We start from the raw sequence: 20,698 nt of genomic DNA, 5'->3' as shown, positions 1-20,698 counted from the left end.
TTCAAACATAATTTACTCATTTACAAGGCTTTTAATCCTAAATACAGCCTTGTTTTTTTATGAAAATTTTGAGAGTGTAAACCGTTGCAATATTGCAACTTATGAAGTATCTTTGCACCCTAATTCGAAATTCATAAAATGAATAAACTATTGATTGTTGGAACGGTTGCTTTCGACGCGATTGAAACTCCTTTCGGAAAAACAGATAAAATATTAGGTGGTGCTGCAACTTACATTGGTTTATCAGCGTCTTTTTTCAACCTGCAATCGGCTATTGTTTCTGTAGTTGGAGACGATTTCCCTCAAGAACACTTAGATTTATTAACTTCAAAAAATATTGATATTTCAGGTATCGAAATTGTAAAAGGAGGAAAAACCTTTTTCTGGAGCGGTTTATACCACAACGATTTAAACTCAAGAGACACGCTTGTTACGGAACTAAACGTTTTAGCTGACTTTCAACCAAAGGTTCCTCAGAACTTTAAAGATGCAGATATCGTGATGTTAGGAAACTTACATCCTTTAGTACAAAGCAGTGTTTTAGATCAGTTAGAGAAAAAACCAAAATTAGTAGTTTTAGACACTATGAATTTCTGGATGGATTGTGCTTTACCGGAATTACTTGAAGTAATCAAACGTGTAGACGTGATTACAATCAATGATGAAGAGGCCAGACAACTTTCAGGAGAATATTCATTAGTAAAAGCGGCAGCTAAAATCCAGGAATTGGGACCAAAATATGTGGTGATCAAAAAAGGAGAACACGGCGCACTTTTATTCCACAACAGAGAAGTATTCTTTGCACCGGCATTACCATTAGAAGATGTTTTTGATCCGACAGGAGCAGGAGATACTTTTGCAGGTGGTTTTTCAGGATTCATTGCACAAAGCGAAAACATTTCGTTTAACAATATGAAAAATGCAATTATTTACGGTTCAAATTTAGCTTCATTCTGTGTAGAGAAATTTGGAACCGAAAGGATGGAAACATTAAGCAAAGCTGAAGTAGCGATTCGATTACAACAATTTAAATCGTTAACTCAGTTTGACATAGAAATATAATGCCTAAGAGCCTCGATAAAACGGGGCTTTTTTATTTGGTTAACATACACAACTTACAACAACACAAAATACAAAAAAAATGAGCGACGCTTTAAAACACGAATGTGGTATAGCCCTAGTTAGACTACTTAAACCGCTTGAATATTACAAAGAAAAATACGGCACTGCTTTCTACGGGATACAAAAAATGTATCTGATGATGGAAAAACAGCACAACCGTGGTCAGGATGGTGCAGGTTTTGCCAGTATCAAACTTGATGTTGAACCTGGACAACGTTACATCAGCAGAGTTCGTTCGAATCACGCATCACCTATACAAGACGTTTTTAAGCAAATCAACGAACGCATCAACGAAGAGATGACTGCGCGTCCTGAACTTGCTGACAACATCGAAAAACTAAAAGCCGAAATACCTTATATAGGAGAATTATTCTTAGGACACGTTCGTTACGGAACTTTCGGTAAAAACAGTATCGAAAGCGTTCATCCATTTTTACGTCAAAGTAACTGGATGCACCGTAACCTGATTTTGGCAGGTAACTTTAATATGACTAATGTTAAAGAACTTTTCGAAAACTTAGTTGAACTTGGACAACATCCAAAAGAAATGGCCGATACCGTTACGGTAATGGAAAAAATTGGTCACTTTCTGGACAAAGAAGTAATGCAATTGTACCAAGACTGCAAACAAGAGGGTTATTCTAAAAGAGAAGCTTCTCCTGTTATCGCAGAACGTTTGGATATCGCAAAAATATTAACCCGCTCTGCTAAAAACTTAGATGGTGGTTACGCAATGGCTGGATTATTGGGTCATGGTGACGCTTTTGTTTTTAGAGACCCGGCCGGAATTCGTCCTGCTTATTTCTATCAGGATGATGAAGTGGTAGTTGTGGCTTCTGAGCGTCCGGTTATTCAGACTGTATTTAATGTACCGTTTGAAAGTGTTCAGGAAATTGAACCGGGAAGCGCTTTGATTATCAAAAAAAGCGGAAAAGTTTCGATGGAGCAAATTTTGGAACCAACGGTAAAAAAAGCTTGTTCATTTGAAAGAATCTATTTTTCAAGAGGAAGTGATGCTGAAATTTACCAGGAGCGTAAAAATTTAGGAAAACTAATTTTACCTGCCGTTCTTAAATCAATTGACAGCGATACAGACAATACTGTTTTCTCTTATATTCCGAATACAGCTGAAACTTCTTTTTACGGTTTAGTTGAAGCGGCTCAGGATTTCCTGAATCAGCGTAAAAACAATTACATCTTAGAAAATCGCAATACACTTACGACTGAAACTTTACAGGAATTATTAGCTGTAAAAATTCGTACGGAGAAAGTAGCAATTAAAGACGCTAAACTTAGAACCTTCATCACGGAAGACAGCAGTCGTGATGACTTGGTTGCACACGTTTATGACGTTACTTACGGAGTAATTAAACCAACAGACAACTTAGTTATTATTGACGACAGTATCGTTCGTGGAACTACGCTTAAAATGAGCATCATCAAAATGATGGATCGTTTAAATCCTAAACGTATCGTAATCGTTTCATCAGCACCACAAATTCGTTACCCGGATTGTTACGGAATTGATATGGCAAAACTGGAAGGTCTTGTTGCCTTTAGAGCAGCATTAGCTTTATTAAAAGAAAGAAACTTATACCATATAGTAGACGAGGTTTACACTAAATGTAAAGCACAGGAAAACTTCGCAGACACTGATGTTGTAAACTACGTAACCGCTATTTACGATCCGTTTACTCCGGAAGAGGTTTCAGACAAAATCGCAGAGATGTTGAGCTCTCCGGAAATCAATGCTGAAGTAAAAATTATATTCCAAAAAGTAGAAGACTTACATATTGCCTGTCCAAAAAATCTTGGAGATTGGTACTTCACCGGAGACTACCCTACACCGGGTGGAAATCGTGTTGTAAACCGAGCTTTCATGAATTTTTATGAAGGAAAAGACGCAAGAGCTTATTAGAAAAATATTAACAAAAGGTTAATTTGTGCATTTCATCGGTTTTTTTTGCCTTTAATCCTAAATGTTTGGCAAAATCGATCTGCTACGATACTTTTGAACTACCATAACATTAGTAGGTTAAGTTTATGGTAGATTTGGGGCAAAAAGGGTGGAAGTAATTCCACCTTTTTTATTGGAATAAAGTCAAGGAATTAACTGAGGTAAGAAATTACGTATTTCATCGAATATATTTGCACTTCGTCTAAAATATTTGGCGGTACCGCATCACTATCCTACTTTTACTATACCATAACATTAGTAGGTTAAGTATATGGTAGATTTGGGGCAAAAAAGGTGGAAGCAATTCCACCTTTTTTATTGGAACAAAGGCACTTAATTTTAAATTCCAAATTTTTTAAATCCCAAATTCCAAAAATTATTGGGAGTCAAACTGGAATGATCCTCCCCTAACTTCATCTTCTATCTTGCTTTATTATCAACAAAAGAAGGCTCTTACTTAATCAATCTGTTTCATACGTCTTTGACTTACTTATGCTCTTGTTTTCTACAGTAGGACAACTCTAAGACACACAAAAAACATCAAATTCAAAAACAATTGAATTATACGTTTTTCAAACCAAATTTCCCGTAATCTTGTCCTTTCGAGGCACGAGAAATCGCATTCAATATTCCATACAGTGCGTGCTCAGCTTGTGCGATTTCTCGACTTCGCTCGAAATGACACAAAAGAGCAAGTGACACAAAAAAAGAAACAGATCTCTACAGGAAGTTTACCTCACTACTTCGGTATACGATCCAAAAAAAAAGGGCATAAAAAAACCCGATTAACTCTTTACGAATTAATCGGGTTTTATATCCTGCGAAAAAGACTATTTGTCTAATGCAAATCTTCTTGCTACTTCTGTCCAGTTAATTACACTGAAGAAAGCTTCAATATAATCCGGTCTTCTGTTTTGGTAGTGTAAGTAATAAGCGTGCTCCCAAACATCCATTCCTAAGATTGGTGTTCCACCGCAACCAACTTCCGGCATTAACGGGTTGTCTTGGTTTGGAGTTCCGCAAACATCTAATTTCCCACCTTTGTGTACACATAACCAAGCCCATCCTGAACCAAATTGTGTTGCACCTGCTTTAGCGAATTTTGCTTTGAATTCTTCAAAAGTTCCAAAAGAAGATTCGATTGCAGCTAATAAATCACCTGTTGGCAATCCACCACCGTTTGGAGTCATTACAGTCCAGAATAAATTGTGATTATAGAAACCACCACCATTATTACGAACAGCAGCGTTTGATTTATCTAAATTGATTAAGATATTTTCGATTGTTTTCCCTTCTAAATCTGTTCCCGCGATTGCTGCATTAAGATTTGTCGTGTAAGCATTATGATGTTTTGAATGGTGAATTTCCATTGTACGAGCATCAATATGTGGTTCTAATGCATCATATGCATAAGGTAATTGTGGTAATTCAAAAGCCATGGTATTGCGATTTTATGGTTTATAATAATTTATCCCAAAATTAAACATTTAACTTTGGAATAGAAAATACTATTTCGTTATAATTCAATTTAATTAATTGATAATTCGGCATTTAAGAACATAAACACCTGTAAATCTTTACTTTCCGTTAAAAGAAGTCATTGTATTCTCTAAACCGGCAGTTCCAAATGATTTAATAATTTCTGAAGACATTTCCAGACGCTCCTGTAATTTTGCTTTTTCCTCTTCGTCCCAATCTCCTAAAACATAATCTACTTGTAGTCCTTTTTTAAATTGGTCACTGATACCAAATCTAAAACGGGTATAATTTTGAGTATTCAGTACCAGATTGATGTTTTTTAGTCCGTTATGTCCACCGTCACTGCCTTTTGGCTTGATCCGGATCGTTCCGAAAGAAAGGTTTAAATCATCTGTAATAACCAAAATATTCTCTAATGGAATATTTTCTTTATCCATCCAATGTTTCACAGCCTTCCCGCTTAGATTCATGTAAGTGTTAGGCTTTAGAAGAAAAAAAGTTCTTCCTTTAAATTTGTATTCGGCAAGAGCGCCAAGTTTTACTGTTTCAAAAGAAAGTCCTTCTTTTTTAGCTAAAAAATCTAACACTTTAAATCCGATATTATGTCTTGTGTTTACGTATTCAGCCCCTATGTTGCCTAATCCCACGATTAAATATTTCTTCATATAATCTATATTCTCTTCTGTTTTTGCTGATGAAAACAGGTTTTGTATCCATTTTATCATGATACAAAAATAGGGTTAATTTGGGAATGTGGCAATTGGAGAATGTGGTAATTAGATAATGTGACAATTAGATAATTTCTCTACTTTGGGTTTAATTGCAAACGATGTTAGTTTTTTTTGCAGAGCCTCTTGAAAATTCCCCACTGTCAGGCTGAACGGAGTCGAAGCCCTTTTTACCTAACAAGCCCTTCGACTTCGCTCAGGGGGACAATAGTATGAGAGAGAGTGTTGCTAGAAAGATAATTAATCTGCAAGAAAAGCCTTTAACCGTAATGAACGTAAGGATTTAAAATCAAATCATTTCAATAACTTACTCACTAAAAAGCTTAATAACTCAGAAACTTTAGAACAAAAAAAAAGCACCAGTTTTGCAACTGATGCTTTTGTATTTGAATTGAAAAAAAATTATTTTTTCTTTCCTTTTGCAGGCGCTTTTGCAGCTTTTGCAGCTTCTTGAGCAGCTTTCATAGCAGCACGAGAAATTCTTACCTGAGCAACAACAGTGTTGTCTGGGTGCATAACTTTGTATTCTGGTGAACCAACTTTAGTAACGTATAATTTGTTACCCATTTCAAGTGGAGTAATGTCAGCTTCAACAAAATCAGGAAGATCTTTAGGTAAAGCTTTAACTTTTAATTTACGAGTGTTTAAACGTAAAACACCACCTGCAAGAACACCTTTAGATGTACCAACGATTTTCACAGGAACTTCCATAGTGATTTCTTTGTCATCAAATAATTGAAAGAAGTCAATGTGTAAAATTTTGTCTGATACTGGGTGAACTTGGATATCTTGCAAAATTGCATTGAATGATTTTCCTTTTCCAAGCTCAATCACAACTGTGTGTGCATTTGGAGTGTAAACCAAGTTTTTGAACGCTGCAGCGTCTGCTGAGAAGTGTACTGCTTGATTTCCTCCGTATAACACGCAAGGAACCGCTCCAGCATTACGTAAGGCTTTAGTTGACACTTTGCCCACGCTTTCTCTTTCTGATCCTTTAATTGTAATCGATTTCATTGTAAAAAAAATATAGTTATTAATAAATATTTATTGTTATAAGCTTTAAGCAATACGCTTTAGGCTTTTTGTCATGATATTATTTTGAGTTTGCTTATAGCCTACTGCCAATACTTACATGATAAATTTCCCACTAATGGAATTGTTGTGGTGCACCATGTGCATAACTTCAGCAAAAAGAGGTGCACAACTCACTACTCTTATTTTCTTTGATTCTCTCTTTAACGGAATAGAATCGGTAACTATTAATTCGCTTAATTTCGAATTTTCAATTTTATCGTAAGCGTCACCTGATAATATAGCGTGTGTACAAATTGCTCTAACGCTTAATGCTCCTTTTTCGATCATTAAGTCTGCTGCTTTCGCTAGTGTTCCACCCGTATCGATCATGTCGTCTACTAGTATTACGTTACGTCCTTTTACTTCACCAATCAGCTCCATAGTGTCGATAACGTTAGCTGCTTTTCTTTGTTTGTAACAGATCACTACATCTGATTCTAAAAACTTAGAGTAAGCATATGCTCTTTTTGAACCTCCCATATCCGGAGATGCAATAGTTAGATTTTCTAACTTTAAACTTTCTACGTATGGTAAAAAGATGGTAGAGGCAAATAAATGGTCTACCGGTTTTTCGAAAAACCCCTGGATTTGATCTGCGTGTAAATCCATTGTCATTACTCTTGTCGCTCCGGCAGCATCTAATAAATTAGCTACTAATTTTGCTCCAATCGGAACTCTTGGTTTGTCTTTTCTATCCTGTCTTGCCCAACCAAAATAAGGCATAACAGCTGTAATGTGTCTTGCTGATGCACGCTTTGCTGCATCAATCATTAGTAACAATTCCATCAAATTATCGGCTGTTGGAAATGTCGAACAAACGATAAAAACACGTAATCCTCTAATTGATTCTTCATACGATGGTTGAAATTCTCCATCACTGTATGTTGACATCGTTACTTTCCCTAACGGAATTCCGTATTGTTCTGCAATTTTTTCTGCAAGATAAACACTTTGTGAACAAGCAAAAATTTTAGCTTCTGGTTCTAGGTGCGACATTATAATTTTTTGTTTTTGCTCCGCTGCACTCTGCACGATTCGGCTTTATCATTTTCAGTAAAGCAAGACCTGCATAAATGCCTCGGGTGTAGTTAGTTGTGTGTGCGTCGTTTTAACGAGGTGCAAATTTAGAAAATTTATTGGACACTGAAAGGAAAAATTTAAGTATTTTTAGTAGTTCATTTAAAATTATTTTTTACATTTGCACCGTGTTAAAGGAATAGGCACAGTTATGACATCATAATTACTTATTCTATTGCGTTAAAATAATCACTTTTTTGATTGTTTTTTCGTCTGCTAAGCCCGGATGGCGGAATTGGTAGACGCGCTGGTCTCAAACACCTGTGGGAAACCGTGCCGGTTCGACTCCGGCTCCGGGTACAAAAACCTCTTCTTTCGAAGAGGTTTTTTTGGTTTTAGGGAGTTTTGAAAATTCAGAAAAAATGAATAAAATGGGGTAAATTCCAAATTTTGAAATTCCAAATTCCAATCTTAGAGAAACGTTTTATATGTTTTTGTGAATTAAAGCTGACAGGTTTTTAGGATTTGTATTTGAAATCAACTTAAAACATTCTGCATCAGTTGATTCCTTTATTAATTATTATCGTATTACTTCCTGATTTTGACAGTTTTTGAAATTCCAAATTTTGAAATTCCAAATTCCAATCTTTGCGGATTAAAGCTGACAGGTTTTTGAAACCTGTCAGCTTTGGTTTTAGGATTTGTACTTGAAGTCAACTTAAAATATTCTGTATCAGTTGATTCTTTATTAATTATTATTGTATTACTTCCTGATTTTACTGTTTTTTTCTAAATTTACAAGCAACTCAAGTTAGGAATGATCGTTTCTATCTTTCCTTCCTTTATAGTAACCCTTTTAATTGAAATCCTCCTAAACCAATAAAACATGAAGAATAAAAAATCACTAAACTTTATTTTTTTAATTGTAGCAATCATTCTGGGAAGTACTTTGTATAAGCAGTTCAACTTTGAAAAACTAAAATTTGAACACAATGGTCTGGCCATTCTTTATAGTATTGTCTTTGTTTTTTCTATTTACATTTTGATTAAAGACTACAGGAATAAAATTTAAAAAATTGAAAATCCAAATTCCAAGTTTTGAGGACTTAGATTTTTTTATTTTGTGTACGTTGGAGCGAAAAAAGAAATAGTTAAGCCAATCTGAAGCTACTTCAACCGTGTCCTTTCTTTTTAAATTACCTCACAACTTGCATGATGCACAACCGGAAAATTGCAGGAATTGGCAATGAAACACAATTGGTTGGCTTTTTTGTGCAATGTTACTGCTAATTCAACTTTATCTGAATTGGCAATCGTCACTTTTGGATTTAAACGAACTTCTGTAAAACGACCGCTGCCATCAGGATTTACTTCTAGCGTTGCTTCGGCATTGTCGGAATATGCTAAAACTTCAATTCCGTTTTGAGAGCAGACATACAGGTAAGACATCATGTGGCAGGAAACCAAACTACTCAACAGTAAATCTTCGGGATTGTATAAGGACGGATCACCCTTGAAAGCTTTTGCTGCCGACACCTCTAAAATCGGTTTTCCTTCCAATGAAATTGTATGGCTTTTGCTGTAAAATCGGGAAGCTAATTCCGGATTTTGTTTTGATGACCATTTTGCCGTTGCTTTAAAAAGATGTTTGAATGCCATATTTTTATTTCAAATGTAGTTGTTTATTTCTGCTACGAATAGCGCTACTTTGCGCTAATATAATAGTTCGGTACTTTTTCATTTCACCATTCTTAGTAAATTCTGCAAAAAATTGGTCAGATTGTGGGAGATAACGGGTAGTAAGATACTTTTACTTTCAACTGTTATCCAACTCCAAATATAACCGGACAAAAAGGTACAGATGAAAACATATATTTCGAATTCAATAGTACTTTTAAAATGAAGTGCATGTACAAGTCCGAACAAAATTCCGATAATTAAAACACCCGGATTTCCCAAACTCCATTTGCCAATTTTAATTTTGTCTTTTAATGAAATTAATAACAGACCCAACAAAATAGCTCTGAACATTATCTCTTCATCCAGACCCGGCATTGATAATTGATAGAATAAGGTCTCCCAATCCCATTCTTTCGGACTATCGAAATACGAGAAAAAAGAAGTGCAAACCATCAAAACCGCAGCCCATATTGTCTTCGAAAAGGCCTTTGAATCCTGCTTAAATCGTAAAAAATCAAATGGTTTTAATTTGTTTTTTAGTACCGTATATATCAAAAGTCCAAAAAGTATTCCCAGCAGCTTTCCCGTCCAATTCCATTGCCCTTTTATTACCTGAAGCGTAACAAACTCCTTTGGAGCCTTAAGAATTAACTGATATAAAATAAAAATAACCGTAAAAAGTATGATCGTTTTAACTTGAGATTTGTCTTTGAGCAGAAGAAGCATCAGAGGCAGTATAAGTAATACCGGCAAAACACTTTCCATTATAAAATTTATTCTCATTCGGTTTTTATCAAAATTAGTTCTGCCTTTTGTAAGATCCGCAGTTAGTTTAAAATCAAAAAAATAGCGGTTTCTTTTGTTTTATTGCTTCATCAGATCATCTTACTTGCCTATTTCAAAAATAAAACATAAAAGTACTTAAAAGTGCTTCGCAAGAAATTTTATGCAAATAGATAACTTTATATTAAATTTGAAACTTATTAGGGAAACTGGAATCAGATTTCGGACCAAAAAACAAAATAGTAAAGACCTATTTTCAGAACTATAGCTATTAAATGTAAAAACAACATTATAAAGCATGAAACCCATTAGGAAGTTTATATCTTTACCAGCAAAAATTAGACTATGCTAAACAACTATAGCACTGCCGATAAGGTTTTATTAGCAGTAGATTGTATTATTTTTGGATTTGACCACGAGGGGTTGAAAATACTCTTAATAAAAAGGGATATTGAGCCGGAAAAAGGAAAATGGTCTTTGATTGGCGGTTTTTTAAGACGAGATGAATCGCTGGATAGTGCTGCTGTCAGAATCTTAAACACTTCTACAGGTCTAAACGATATTTATATGGAGCAATTGTATGCTTACAGCGAAATTGATCGTGATCCTGTTGATCGAACTATTTCCGTTTCTTATTATGCTTTAATCAATATCGAAAATCATAACGCAGAACTAATTCAGAACTATCATGCCAAATGGTTTAGCATCAATGATATTCCGAAATTAATTTTTGACCACGACGACATGTTACAGCATGCTATTGGCAGATTGCAATACAAAACCTCTATAAAACCAATTGGATTTGAATTACTGCCTGAAAAATTCACCATGCGTCAATTACAGGAATTATACGAAGCTATTTTGAGTAAAGAATTAGACAAACGAAACTTTATCAGTAAGATTAATTCTTTAGAGATTCTAAACAAATTAGACGAAAAAGACATGCAGTCTTCCCGAAAAGGCTCTTATCTCTATACTTTCAACAAAGAGAAATACGAAGAAAAATTATTGAATAATTTTGCGCTGAACTTGTAAAAAAGTAGACGATCACATACAACACCCCTGACAAAATATTTTTTTCAGGGGTGTTTTTTTTTACCTTAAAAAATAAAGCTTTACAGCGAATTTCGCATAATTAGAGAAGACCTGTTTTCGATCTGATCTTTACTTCCCTTTAAAACCATTTCGGCTAAAATTTCTCCCATAGCCTCAAAATGGGTTGAAATTGTGGTAATTCCGTTGGCTACGATTTTCTTTAAGGGGGTTTCATTATACGAAATAATACCAAAATCACTTCCTAATTTTAGATTCTGATTTCCTGCATCCTCAATTACCTTTACCAGATCACGATCATTCGGAATGATATAAAGATCTCCAATTGTGATTTCTCTGTCTGTAAATTCTCTTATAATTTCGTATTCAAAATGATACTGCATACAAAAATCTTCAAACCCTAATTTCATTCCCAACGGTTCTTTGGATCCCGGAAAAATCAAAATCAATTTCCTGTATTTACTTAATCGTGTTTTCCCTTTTAATAACCCTTCAAAAATATCCTTTTTATGATTTTGATAAATGGCAGGATAAACTTTTAAATCCGGATTGGTCTGATCCAGTATAATTACCTCGTTTACTGGTAGGGTTTTTATAGCATCCACCAAATCGGTTAAGTCGGTTGGCATAATAATGTATTTGGTGTAATTCCCGTTGCTGTCGTTTATGAGTTTTTGAAATACCTGAAGATTAAAATGATGAAAGAAAATATCTACCTGAACATTCTTCCCGATATTTTTCAGAAACGAATTATAAATATCTTCCTTAAAAATATTCAATTCATCAAAAAGTAAAAATACTTTATGTTTTATGGTTGTTTCAACACTTTTCACATAATATCCTTTGCCTGGTATGGCATAAATAATCCCTCTTTTTTTGAGTTCATCATACCCTTGTAAAACGGTATCCCGCGACAACGAAAAAGCCAGACAAACTTTATTTACCGATGGCAACCTGTCTCCTTTTACTAATTTCTCCTCTTCAATTGCCTTCTCAATTGAAAGAATTATTTGCTTGTATTTTGGAAGACCAAGATTGTTTTGGACAGAAATTACGTTCATAGAAAATATTTTTTTGCGCAATATACAAAAAACTGGTAGGTACTGGTATGTAAGTTTTTCAAATGTTTTTACTTTTGAATTCCATTTTTGATAGAAAATTATATGAAAACAAAACATATTGCCGCTCCTCAGAATCTATTCGGTTCCAAATTATTTGGTTTAATGCCAAATAACGAAGAAATTTATTCTTTTGAGTTGGCCAACAAAAATGGAATGAAAGTTCAGATTATCAATTATGGAGCGACGGTTACCTCGTTACAAGTTCCGCTTTCGAACGGGAAATTGACCGACGTCGTTTTGGGATTTGATACACTGGAATCTTATTTAGAATCTTATGCTTTGCCAACCCCGCCCTATTTTGGAACCACTGTTGGTCGATATGCAGGAAGAATCAACAAGGCTTCTTTTACGCTAAACGATAAAACTTTTGAGCTTCCGGACAACAATAATGGTACTACTTTACATGGTGGCAATTTTGGTTTTGGAAGAAAAGTGTGGGAGGTCACCAATACAACTTCGGGTAAAGATTCTGCGATAACGTTTAGTCTTTTAAGCGAAGATTCAGACGAGAATTTCCCGGGAGAGCTTCAGGTTTATCTGACTTATACCCTGACAGAAGAAAACGAATTAAAGTTAGAATACAAAGCAACAACGACCGACGATACAATTATCAATCTGACGAATCACAGTTATTTTAACCTCAACGGTGCCGATTCTTCTGTTTTAGATCAGGAATTGTATATCGAATCGGTTCAAATAGTAGAAACAAACGATCACAATATCCCAACGGGACAATTAATTGCACTTGAGGATCATGAATTTGACTTCAGAACACCAAAAAGATGCCCATTCCCGATTGACACTTCTTTTGTGGTGCATTCTGAAACGGATGTTATTGCAAAATTAATCAGTTCAAAAAACAATTTACAAATGAGCGTTTACACCGATCAGCCGATTGTTCATGTTTATATTGGAGGAAATTGTTTCAACCAACTAAAAGGAAAAGAAAACGTAGCTTATCATTCGTCAAGCGGAATTTGTTTTGAAACACAAAATTTTCCGGATGCGCCAAATCACAAACACTTCCCGAATTCGGTTTTAAGAAAAGGGGAAGAATACCGACAGCGAACGGTTTATCGATTTGAAAATTTAAATTAAAAGTTTCTGAAAAAACGACCGGACATTCCTTTTATAATTACAAAATAATGAGTGACACTTTAATACAAAATACCACCGCTTTTTTTGAGAAGTCTTTTGGCAACTCACCGCAGAAAACAGTACTTTCCCCGGGAAGGATCAACATTATTGGGGAACATATTGACTACAATGATGGTTATGTTTTACCGGCTGCAATTGACAAAGTAATTTGTTTCACTTTTGCAAAAAACAACAGCACTACATCTAAAATAATTGCTCTCGATTTAAATGAAGAATTCGAGGTTGATTTAACAAAAGAGATTCAATTAAGTGAAGTCACCTGGACCAATTACATCCGCGGAGTGCTAAAACAACTACAGGATAATGGATTTTCTTTTGAAGGTTTCAACTGTGTTTTCAGCAGTACTATTCCCGTGGGTTCAGGATTGTCTTCTTCTGCGGCATTGGAATGTGGAATGATTTTCGGGGTTGCAGCACTTTTTGACCTTACCATCAAAAAAGTTGATATCGCACTAATGGGTCAGAAAGCAGAACATTGGGTAGGAATCAATTGCGGAATCATGGATCAGTTTTCAAGTGTTCATGGAATTGAAAATAAAGTAATCAAATTAGACTGTAACACTTTAGAATTTGAATATCATGACGCCAATTTCAAAGATTATTCTCTGATGCTGATGGACAGCAATGTAAAACATTCTCTCTTTACTTCTGAATATAATACCAGAAGAATGGAGTGTGAAGAAGGGTTGTCTTTTATTAAAAGTCATTTTCCCGAAATAAAAAGTTTTAAAGATTGTAGTGAGCAACAACTTTTGAGCCTTCAGGATAAAATGAATCCCATTATATTTAAAAGAGTTCATTTTGTTGTAAAAGAAATAAATCGGGTACAAAAAGCTTGCGAGGCATTAGACAATGGAAATATCGAACTTTTAGGAGCGCTACTTTTTGAAACTCATAACGGTTTGTCTCAAGAGTATGAAGTTAGTTGTGCTGAGTTAGACATGCTTGTAGCTACAGCAAAAGCAGATGATACGATAATTGGTTCCCGATTAATGGGTGGCGGCTTTGGTGGTTGCACTCTAAATTTAATTAAAAAAGGTAGCGAAAATGAGGTCAAAAACAAGTTTTCGAATCTTTATTTAAATACATTTGGGATTGAATTAAAATTTTATGATGTAAAAATTTCAAACGGAACAATTCTCATTTAATCCCACTACAATCACAATGAAAAACTTTGACATTACCGAAGATCCGCACAGACGTTTCAATCCACTAATTAACGAATGGGTTTTGGTCTCACCCCATCGTGCAAAACGTCCCTGGCAAGGCCAAAACGAAACTATTTCTACTGAAGCCTTGCCCAAACATGACCCAACTTGTTACCTCTGTCCTGGTAATGCCCGGGCCAACGGAATGCACAATCCGAAATACGACAACAGTTTTGTTTTTGAAAATGATTTCGCCGCTATGAAGCAGGATGAAATTATGTTTGAGGAAGACATTAAACACACTTTTTTTAAGGCACAGCCGGAACGTGGTATTTCACGAGTAGTTTGCTTTTCTCCAAGACATGATCTTACCCTACCGGAAATGGATATTGACGAAATTGAAAATATCATTACCACCTGGAAAAAAGAGTATACGGAGTTAGGAAACATAAAGTACATCAACTACGTTCAAATTTTCGAAAACAAAGGAGCTGTAATGGGGTGTAGTAATCCGCATCCACATGGTCAGATTTGGGCGCAATCCTCCTTACCGACTCAGGTTGAAAAAACACAAAACAATCAAAAAGCTTACTTTGATAAAAACGGAACAACGTTACTGGCCGATTATCTTAAAGCAGAATTAAGATCCGGAGAACGTATTGTAATCGAGAATGATCACTTTGTCGCTCTGGTTCCTTTTTGGGCCATCTGGCCTTATGAAACCATGATTATCAGTAAACGATCTTTTGGAAAAATCACGGATTTAACTACAGATGAAACGGGTTCGTTTGCTAAAATAATAAAGCAACTAACCGCTAAATACGATAATTTATTCAATACTTCTTTTCCTTATTCTTCGGGAATTCACCAATCTCCAACAGATGGATTAGAACATTCCGAATGGCATTTTCATATGCATTTTTATCCGCCTTTATTACGATCTGCCTCGGTCAAAAAATTTATGGTCGGCTATGAAATGTTAGGAGAATCACAAAGAGACAGTACTCCTGAAAAAAGTGCAGAAGTCTTAAGACAATTATCAGATGTACATTATAAAACTGCTAAAGTAAAAGCAAATTAAATATCAAGTTCCAATTGCCCCTACATAAATCAAAAAAACAAACACATTAAATGAGCAAGATTTAATTTTTATTCCACCTTTAAATCTTGCTCGTCTTTTAACCAAAAAAAACATTACAAACCACCCTTTACCCCAAACCAAAAAAACCACAAGCATACCCTTTACTAACCATTTTAAATACCAAAACCAATGAACCAAAACCTTGCTATCGCCGATTATGCGGTTTTTATTATCTATTTTATCGTAGTGGCTTCCTACGGTTACACGATTTACCGCAAACGCAAAAAAGACGAACAAGATGCTAAGGCTTACTTTCTGGCAGAGGGTAATTTAACCTGGTGGGCAATTGGTGCATCTTTAATTGCTTCCAATATTTCTGCAGAGCAATTTATCGGAATGAGCGGTGAAGGTTTCTTTTTGGGAATCGCCGTTGCGGCTTACGAATGGATTGCCGCTATTGCCTTAATTATTGTAGCTGTTTGGTTTATTCCTGTATATCTTAAAAATAAGATTTACACCATGCCTCAATTCTTAAAAACACGTTATAATGAATCGACTGCCTTAATCATGGCTGTCTTTTGGTTGTTTCTGTATGTTTTTGTGAACTTAACCTCTATTTTATATCTCGGCGCCGTTGCCATCAACGGTCTTGCGGGTGGAGAATATTTACACGTAATTATGATTGGCCTGGCCTTATTTGCTTTGGTTATTTCATTAGGAGGAATGAAAGTGGTCGCGTATACCGATGTTATTCAGGTTGCTGTTTTAATTATTGGTGGTTTAGTGACCTCTTATATTGCTTTGACAACGGTTGGACATTATTTTGGCTTTGGAGAAAATGCAATTGAAGGTTTTAAAGTCCTAATGAGAGAAGCTCCGGAGCATTTCAAAATGATCATCCCTAAACCACATGATACCACCGTAACGGCCGTAACCTCTCAACATGATATCGATAAATACTTAACCTTTCCGGGTTTAATGTCGTACATAGCCGGAATCTGGATTATCAATTTAAATTATTGGGGTTGCAACCAATACATCACACAAAGGGCTTTGGGTGCTGATTTACAAACTGCCCGTACTGGAATTTTATTTGCCGGTATCTTAAAATTATTAATGCCACTAATCGTAATGTTACCTGGAATTGCTGCTTATGTTTTATATCAAAACGGACACTTACCTCAACTAGTAGGTGGAAAAGACGGTGCTTATTCTGCCGTATTAACTTTCCTTCCAACAGGACTCAGAGGACTTTCTGTTGCTGCGCTGACTGCTGCTATTGTAGCTTCACTGGCGGGAAAAGTAAACAGTATCTCTACGATCTATACTTTAGACATTCATAAAAAATACATCCAAAAAGAGGCTGGTGAGAAACAGCAGGTAAATATTGGCCGAATTGCCGTTTTTGTCGCAATGCTTCTGGCGGTTCTGTTTACATGGAATGATCTTTTGGGAATTGGAGGTGTAGGCGGTTTTACTTACATTCAAAAATACACCGGATTTATTAGCCCCGGCGTATTTGCAATGTTCATTCTTGGTATGTTCTGGAAAAGAACTACTGGTACAGCAGCTGTGATAGGTGTAATTTTAGGATTTTTATTGTCAGTACTATTCAATGAATATGCTCCAATGTTATTCGGAAATGAAACCTTGTTATACACTGCTTACAAGAACGGAAAGGGAGCTTATGAAATTCCGTTTCATATTTGTATGGGATTGTCTTTCTTCTTTACAACATTGGCCATGATTCTAATCAGTTTTGCGGGACCAAAAGTAAATCCTAAGGCTTTTGAATTAGACTCGGAAATGTTTAAAGTTAAACCACAAACAACGGTTTTAATCATAATAACGTTATTGACCATTGTTGCTTTATATGTGAAGTTCTGGTAGTTATATTATTTCCTTTTCGAAAAAAAAATAAATCCGACAGACTTTAAAAACCTGTCGGGTTTGTTTTTAAAAAACGTTTGAAGAAAATCACAATTTTATAACATTATGTTATTTATTTAGGATAAAACCTCTTTTTTTGGCTTTATTGACTATGCCTCAATGTGTTAAAATTAATTAAACCCGACAAGTTTTAAGAAGCTGCCGGGTTTTTAATTATGTAGGCCACAGCCTTATTTTACACTATTTCTCACAAAATATTCAGTGCTAAATTCTTTGCTTTTTTTTCGAAGCAAAAAACAAAATCCTTGTAATTCAAATATTTCACTTACATTATTCAATGTTTATATAAAGTAATTTCTTACTATATTTGATATTCGTATCGTTTCCTTTTAAGTTTCACAATATTGATTTTAGAAGTGAGCGATACATATCTCTAAGAAATTAGAATTAACGGAATGTATAACGAAATAAATATTTTTACTATGCTGAAAAATTTAAAACTTTTATTCTTCTCTTTTTTTATCTGCTTTATTCCAACTTTAGCAAAAGCACAGTTGGGCAACTCTTGTGGAATTCCGACTTGGTATTCCGCTACGCAATACTCCAGTAATTCTTATGTCCGATACAATAATGTTGTGTATAAAAACAACTCTTGGTCTCAAGGACCCGGAACAACTCCCGGATCAAGCATTATTTGGTCTGCAATAGGAAGCTGTGATGAACAATTAATCATTAATAATCCATCTCTGGCTTATACCGCATGCAGCACTATTTCTGACTGGAACAGTGCTACACCGAACTACAACGTAAACAACATGGTACGATACAGCAATGGTATCTATAAAGCTAAATATTGGGTCGCAGGGACAGAAGTTCCGGATCAGTCTTCTGCCTATACCTTTATTGGCGTGTGTATCATACCCATAGCGATTTCTCCAACTTACGCAGATGGACAAATTATTATAAAAAGCACCTTGTCTGCCATCAATCTTACGGCAACCCTTAATTTGTATGGCTTTTCAGCAACACAAAATAAGGTCGAAATAAAAAAGACAACAGAATCTACCTATACGTCTTACAATATGGGTGTATCCGGAAACACGATATCCTACAACTGGACCCCAACCGCTTATGGAGATTACAACATTCGATACACCTCCATAAATTCAATCGGAGTAAGCACCGTAGTAAACACAATTGTTAAAATTGCCATTACTGCTCCTGCTGTTGTAACTATTACCAGTCCAGCGAACACTACTTCGTATTCACAACTAAATTTTTCTCCTATAAGTATTAACTTTACTATTCAGCCTTCGTCCGGAAGCTCCATTAGCAGCATTCAGTTTAAGGATCTTACTGCCGGAACTAATTCTAATGTGACTACTAATCCACAAAACACTTATACCTTTAATTGGACACCTCAGAATTATGGCAATAATTCACTACAAATAGCGGCTACAGACAACAATGGTACCATTGCAACAACCAATTTACAGCTTAACATTGTAAATCCTGCCACACAAAATGTTTCCTTTGCCTCACTTCCCAATCAAATAAAAGCAATTAATGGAACACCTAAAACATTCGTGTTTGATAAGAATATCACTTCATTAAAAAGGAGAGACATTACAATATTTGATTACACTATTACCGGAAATACTTTAAAAATTACGCCTAAAAAAGCAGGCAGATCCGGCATTCAAATCACAACTTCAGATGGGACTATCTATCATCTTGGTTTAAGAATAGATAATACAAATGGAACCCCGCTAAGATATCCTGACTATGTTTCTGTAGGATCTGTATCTGAAGACACTACCGATGATGTCGCTTTTTACAACAACGGGATGGATAACAGTAATCTACTAAAAAACAATAGAATGGATGTAAGATACATCTATATCAATGGTGGACCGATATCGGGATGGAATACCTGGCAGCCGGACAGAGCAATAAAATTTGCAAGGAATTCTTTAAAAATGGGACTTATTCCTTTCTTTATTTTCTATAACATTCCCGACGGAAGCGAGTCTTACTCGTTAGATTTAGCACACGTAAAAGATGCTTCTTATATGACCGCTTATTTCAATAATCTCAACCTTTTTCTGAATCAGGTTAAAGCTGAACTGGGAGACGAATTTTTTGGAGTAGTATTAGAGCCTGATTTTCTGGGGTACATGCAGCAGAATAACGAACCTGTCACTACTTCGACAGCTGTGAATGCAACAAGCATATCTCAAAATGCAGGTACTTTAAAAACCTTAGTAGAAAGAATAAATTACGAACTCAACAAAAAAAGAACAGACGAAAACCTGAACATGGAATTTGGATGGCAGCTCAATCTTTGGGCAAAATCCGGGGTGGCAGGTCCAAAAGGAATTATCAGAGAAACCGATACCGGCACCTTTACTCCCCAATTGAACAAAATTAAACAAACCGCTGTAGATATTTTTCAATACACCAATAGTATGGGAATTATGTCTAATAACGCAGACTTTATTTCTATTGATAAATATGGTCTTGATGCCATGGGCGCCGGAAACACAGGTGATCCCTCTGACCCCTTCTCTTATACCTGGTTCTGGAATAATGACCACTGGATGAATTACCTGAATTTTGTTCAAAAACTTTACGAAGCATCCGGCAAACATGTTGTCCTCTGGCAAATCCCCGTAGGACATATCAATGGTTCAGAAACTCTAAATGAACGAACAGCTGGTCCTTTCCAAATTTTAAATAATACCAGCCAGCACTATGAAGATTCTGCTACTACTTTTTTCTTTGGGGATACTGTAAATTTCTCAAATGACACGAATCGCTATAACTATTTCAGCCAGAATAAACATGCTGATCCCAAACTTCAGGTTAATTCTACAACCAAAAAAGTAACTTTCGGAAATCATTTCGCAGAGGTAAAAAATAGCGGAACTAAACTGGTCTTAATGGGAGCAGGTGTAGGAGCTAGTACGGATGGAATCGGAAATCCGGGAACCACCCTTACAGATGATCATTTCTGGATTCAGAAATTACAGGATTATTACATCAATCAGACTTCCGGCAATCGCACGCTAAATACTGCGGATATAAATGATGATGTAAAATTTAATTCTCCTCTGATTATTTACCCGAACCCAGTTAAAGAAGAACTCAACATTGATACAAATGAAAAAGTAGAAGTGGTCTATGTTTTTGATATGAATGGTAAAAATGTGATTACGGTGAAACATAAAAATAAAATCAACCTTTCCGCACTTCAAAGCGGATGGTACATAGTCGCTGTAAAACTTGAAAACGGTAAAAAGATTTCCAACAAAATATTAAAAAACTAGAAAACAATCCGTTGCGAGCAATGGTTTGTTGAAGAAGATAAAAGAGATGTTTTTTGCATCTCTTTTTTTATTTACATA

Annotated in this window: 16 protein-coding genes and 1 tRNA gene; 10 read left to right on the top strand and 7 right to left on the bottom strand. The window is 35.4% G+C overall.

All coding sequences use genetic code 11. The annotated features are described in order from the left end of the window. Nucleotides 1-138 precede the first annotated feature (138 nt). Both ACHRV3_RS15685 and ACHRV3_RS15680 read left to right on the top strand, forming a co-directional pair. Nucleotides 139-1,062 (top strand): PfkB family carbohydrate kinase, encoded by a 924-nt coding sequence (locus ACHRV3_RS15685; protein WP_047774784.1) that lies wholly within the window; start codon nucleotides 139-141, stop codon nucleotides 1,060-1,062. Between the two features lie 79 nt (nucleotides 1,063-1,141). Then, complete coding sequence (locus ACHRV3_RS15680) at nucleotides 1,142-3,040, top strand: amidophosphoribosyltransferase (RefSeq protein ID WP_230004193.1); 1,899 nt, start codon at nucleotides 1,142-1,144, stop codon at nucleotides 3,038-3,040. An 869-nt stretch (nucleotides 3,041-3,909) separates the two neighbouring features. On the opposite strand, the gene ACHRV3_RS15675 is transcribed toward ACHRV3_RS15680, so the two are convergent. From ACHRV3_RS15675 to ACHRV3_RS15660, 4 genes are all read right to left on the bottom strand, one after another. Further along, on the bottom strand, nucleotides 3,910-4,518 hold the full coding sequence (locus ACHRV3_RS15675; RefSeq protein ID WP_047774775.1) for a superoxide dismutase: 609 nt from the start codon (nucleotides 4,516-4,518) through the stop codon (nucleotides 3,910-3,912). A 138-nt stretch (nucleotides 4,519-4,656) separates the two neighbouring features. Then, nucleotides 4,657-5,283: an aminoacyl-tRNA hydrolase gene (gene pth / locus ACHRV3_RS15670; RefSeq protein WP_395435325.1), complete on the bottom strand. Its 627-nt coding sequence runs from the start codon at nucleotides 5,281-5,283 to the stop codon at nucleotides 4,657-4,659. A 405-nt stretch (nucleotides 5,284-5,688) separates the two neighbouring features. Then, complete coding sequence (locus ACHRV3_RS15665) at nucleotides 5,689-6,300, bottom strand: 50S ribosomal protein L25/general stress protein Ctc (protein ID WP_047774772.1); 612 nt, start codon at nucleotides 6,298-6,300, stop codon at nucleotides 5,689-5,691. 114 nt (nucleotides 6,301-6,414) lie between these two features. Next, the gene (locus tag ACHRV3_RS15660) at nucleotides 6,415-7,356 is read right to left on the bottom strand and encodes a ribose-phosphate pyrophosphokinase (protein WP_047774973.1); all 942 of its coding nucleotides are present in this window, start codon (nucleotides 7,354-7,356) and stop codon (nucleotides 6,415-6,417) included. A gap of 301 nt (nucleotides 7,357-7,657) precedes the next feature. Here ACHRV3_RS15660 and ACHRV3_RS15655 point away from each other — a divergent pair. Then, nucleotides 7,658-7,737 (top strand) — tRNA-Leu (locus ACHRV3_RS15655). Nucleotides 7,738-8,263: 526 nt separating this feature from the next. Beyond that, complete coding sequence (locus tag ACHRV3_RS15650; RefSeq protein WP_395435324.1) at nucleotides 8,264-8,449, top strand: hypothetical protein; 186 nt, start codon at nucleotides 8,264-8,266, stop codon at nucleotides 8,447-8,449. A 119-nt stretch (nucleotides 8,450-8,568) separates the two neighbouring features. On the opposite strand, the gene ACHRV3_RS15645 is transcribed toward ACHRV3_RS15650, so the two are convergent. Next, the gene (locus ACHRV3_RS15645) at nucleotides 8,569-9,036 is read right to left on the bottom strand and encodes an OsmC family protein (RefSeq protein WP_395435323.1); all 468 of its coding nucleotides are present in this window, start codon (nucleotides 9,034-9,036) and stop codon (nucleotides 8,569-8,571) included. A gap of 78 nt (nucleotides 9,037-9,114) precedes the next feature. Continuing rightward, nucleotides 9,115-9,840, bottom strand: coding sequence for a CPBP family intramembrane glutamic endopeptidase (locus ACHRV3_RS15640; protein ID WP_395435322.1), 726 nt, complete (start codon nucleotides 9,838-9,840; stop codon nucleotides 9,115-9,117). Nucleotides 9,841-10,185: 345 nt separating this feature from the next. On the opposite strand from ACHRV3_RS15640, the gene ACHRV3_RS15635 reads away from it, so the two are divergent. Continuing rightward, nucleotides 10,186-10,875 (top strand): NUDIX domain-containing protein, encoded by a 690-nt coding sequence (locus tag ACHRV3_RS15635; protein WP_047774761.1) that lies wholly within the window; start codon nucleotides 10,186-10,188, stop codon nucleotides 10,873-10,875. An 80-nt stretch (nucleotides 10,876-10,955) separates the two neighbouring features. Here the strand turns inward: ACHRV3_RS15635 and ACHRV3_RS15630 are convergent, their stop codons facing one another. Next, nucleotides 10,956-11,954 (bottom strand): GntR family transcriptional regulator, encoded by a 999-nt coding sequence (locus ACHRV3_RS15630; protein WP_395435321.1) that lies wholly within the window; start codon nucleotides 11,952-11,954, stop codon nucleotides 10,956-10,958. Between the two features lie 102 nt (nucleotides 11,955-12,056). Between ACHRV3_RS15630 and ACHRV3_RS15625 the strand changes: the two genes are divergently transcribed. The 5 genes from ACHRV3_RS15625 (at nucleotide 12,057) to ACHRV3_RS15605 (ending at nucleotide 20,620) form a co-directional block, all read left to right on the top strand. Beyond that, complete coding sequence (locus tag ACHRV3_RS15625; RefSeq protein ID WP_395435320.1) at nucleotides 12,057-13,112, top strand: aldose epimerase family protein; 1,056 nt, start codon at nucleotides 12,057-12,059, stop codon at nucleotides 13,110-13,112. Between the two features lie 47 nt (nucleotides 13,113-13,159). Further along, nucleotides 13,160-14,320: a galactokinase gene (gene galK / locus ACHRV3_RS15620; protein ID WP_395435319.1), complete on the top strand. Its 1,161-nt coding sequence runs from the start codon at nucleotides 13,160-13,162 to the stop codon at nucleotides 14,318-14,320. A 16-nt stretch (nucleotides 14,321-14,336) separates the two neighbouring features. Beyond that, a complete protein-coding gene (locus tag ACHRV3_RS15615; RefSeq protein ID WP_395435318.1) occupies nucleotides 14,337-15,401 on the top strand; it encodes a UDP-glucose--hexose-1-phosphate uridylyltransferase in 1,065 nt (354 codons plus the stop codon). Nucleotides 15,402-15,590: 189 nt separating this feature from the next. Beyond that, entirely contained in the window at nucleotides 15,591-17,291 is a 1,701-nt protein-coding gene (locus tag ACHRV3_RS15610) for a sodium/sugar symporter (RefSeq protein ID WP_395435317.1), read from the top strand. Nucleotides 17,292-17,773: 482 nt separating this feature from the next. After that, nucleotides 17,774-20,620, top strand: coding sequence for a T9SS type A sorting domain-containing protein (locus tag ACHRV3_RS15605; RefSeq protein WP_395435316.1), 2,847 nt, complete (start codon nucleotides 17,774-17,776; stop codon nucleotides 20,618-20,620). Nucleotides 20,621-20,698: the final 78 nt, after the last annotated feature.

Origin of the sequence: Flavobacterium sp. FlaQc-49 (assembly GCF_044005985.1) — a bacterium.
Taxonomy (GTDB): Bacteria; Bacteroidota; Bacteroidia; order Flavobacteriales; family Flavobacteriaceae; genus Flavobacterium; species Flavobacterium cupriresistens.
The sequence above is the reverse complement of the archived record's forward strand: the minus strand, read 5'-3'. Positions and strand labels throughout refer to the sequence as shown.

Coding starts and splice junctions, on each gene's coding strand:
- ACHRV3_RS15685 (WP_047774784.1), top strand. CDS start 139: ATGAATAAACTATTGATTGTTGGAACGGTTGCTTTCGACGCGATTGAA.
- ACHRV3_RS15680 (WP_230004193.1), top strand. CDS start 1,142: ATGAGCGACGCTTTAAAACACGAATGTGGTATAGCCCTAGTTAGACTA.
- ACHRV3_RS15675 (WP_047774775.1), bottom strand. CDS start 4,518: ATGGCTTTTGAATTACCACAATTACCTTATGCATATGATGCATTAGAA.
- pth (WP_395435325.1), bottom strand. CDS start 5,283: ATGATAAAATGGATACAAAACCTGTTTTCATCAGCAAAAACAGAAGAG.
- ACHRV3_RS15665 (WP_047774772.1), bottom strand. CDS start 6,300: ATGAAATCGATTACAATTAAAGGATCAGAAAGAGAAAGCGTGGGCAAA.
- ACHRV3_RS15660 (WP_047774973.1), bottom strand. CDS start 7,356: ATGTCGCACCTAGAACCAGAAGCTAAAATTTTTGCTTGTTCACAAAGT.
- ACHRV3_RS15650 (WP_395435324.1), top strand. CDS start 8,264: ATGAAGAATAAAAAATCACTAAACTTTATTTTTTTAATTGTAGCAATC.
- ACHRV3_RS15645 (WP_395435323.1), bottom strand. CDS start 9,036: ATGGCATTCAAACATCTTTTTAAAGCAACGGCAAAATGGTCATCAAAA.
- ACHRV3_RS15640 (WP_395435322.1), bottom strand. CDS start 9,840: ATGAGAATAAATTTTATAATGGAAAGTGTTTTGCCGGTATTACTTATA.
- ACHRV3_RS15635 (WP_047774761.1), top strand. CDS start 10,186: ATGCTAAACAACTATAGCACTGCCGATAAGGTTTTATTAGCAGTAGAT.
- ACHRV3_RS15630 (WP_395435321.1), bottom strand. CDS start 11,954: ATGAACGTAATTTCTGTCCAAAACAATCTTGGTCTTCCAAAATACAAG.
- ACHRV3_RS15625 (WP_395435320.1), top strand. CDS start 12,057: ATGAAAACAAAACATATTGCCGCTCCTCAGAATCTATTCGGTTCCAAA.
- galK (WP_395435319.1), top strand. CDS start 13,160: ATGAGTGACACTTTAATACAAAATACCACCGCTTTTTTTGAGAAGTCT.
- ACHRV3_RS15615 (WP_395435318.1), top strand. CDS start 14,337: ATGAAAAACTTTGACATTACCGAAGATCCGCACAGACGTTTCAATCCA.
- ACHRV3_RS15610 (WP_395435317.1), top strand. CDS start 15,591: ATGAACCAAAACCTTGCTATCGCCGATTATGCGGTTTTTATTATCTAT.
- ACHRV3_RS15605 (WP_395435316.1), top strand. CDS start 17,774: ATGCTGAAAAATTTAAAACTTTTATTCTTCTCTTTTTTTATCTGCTTT.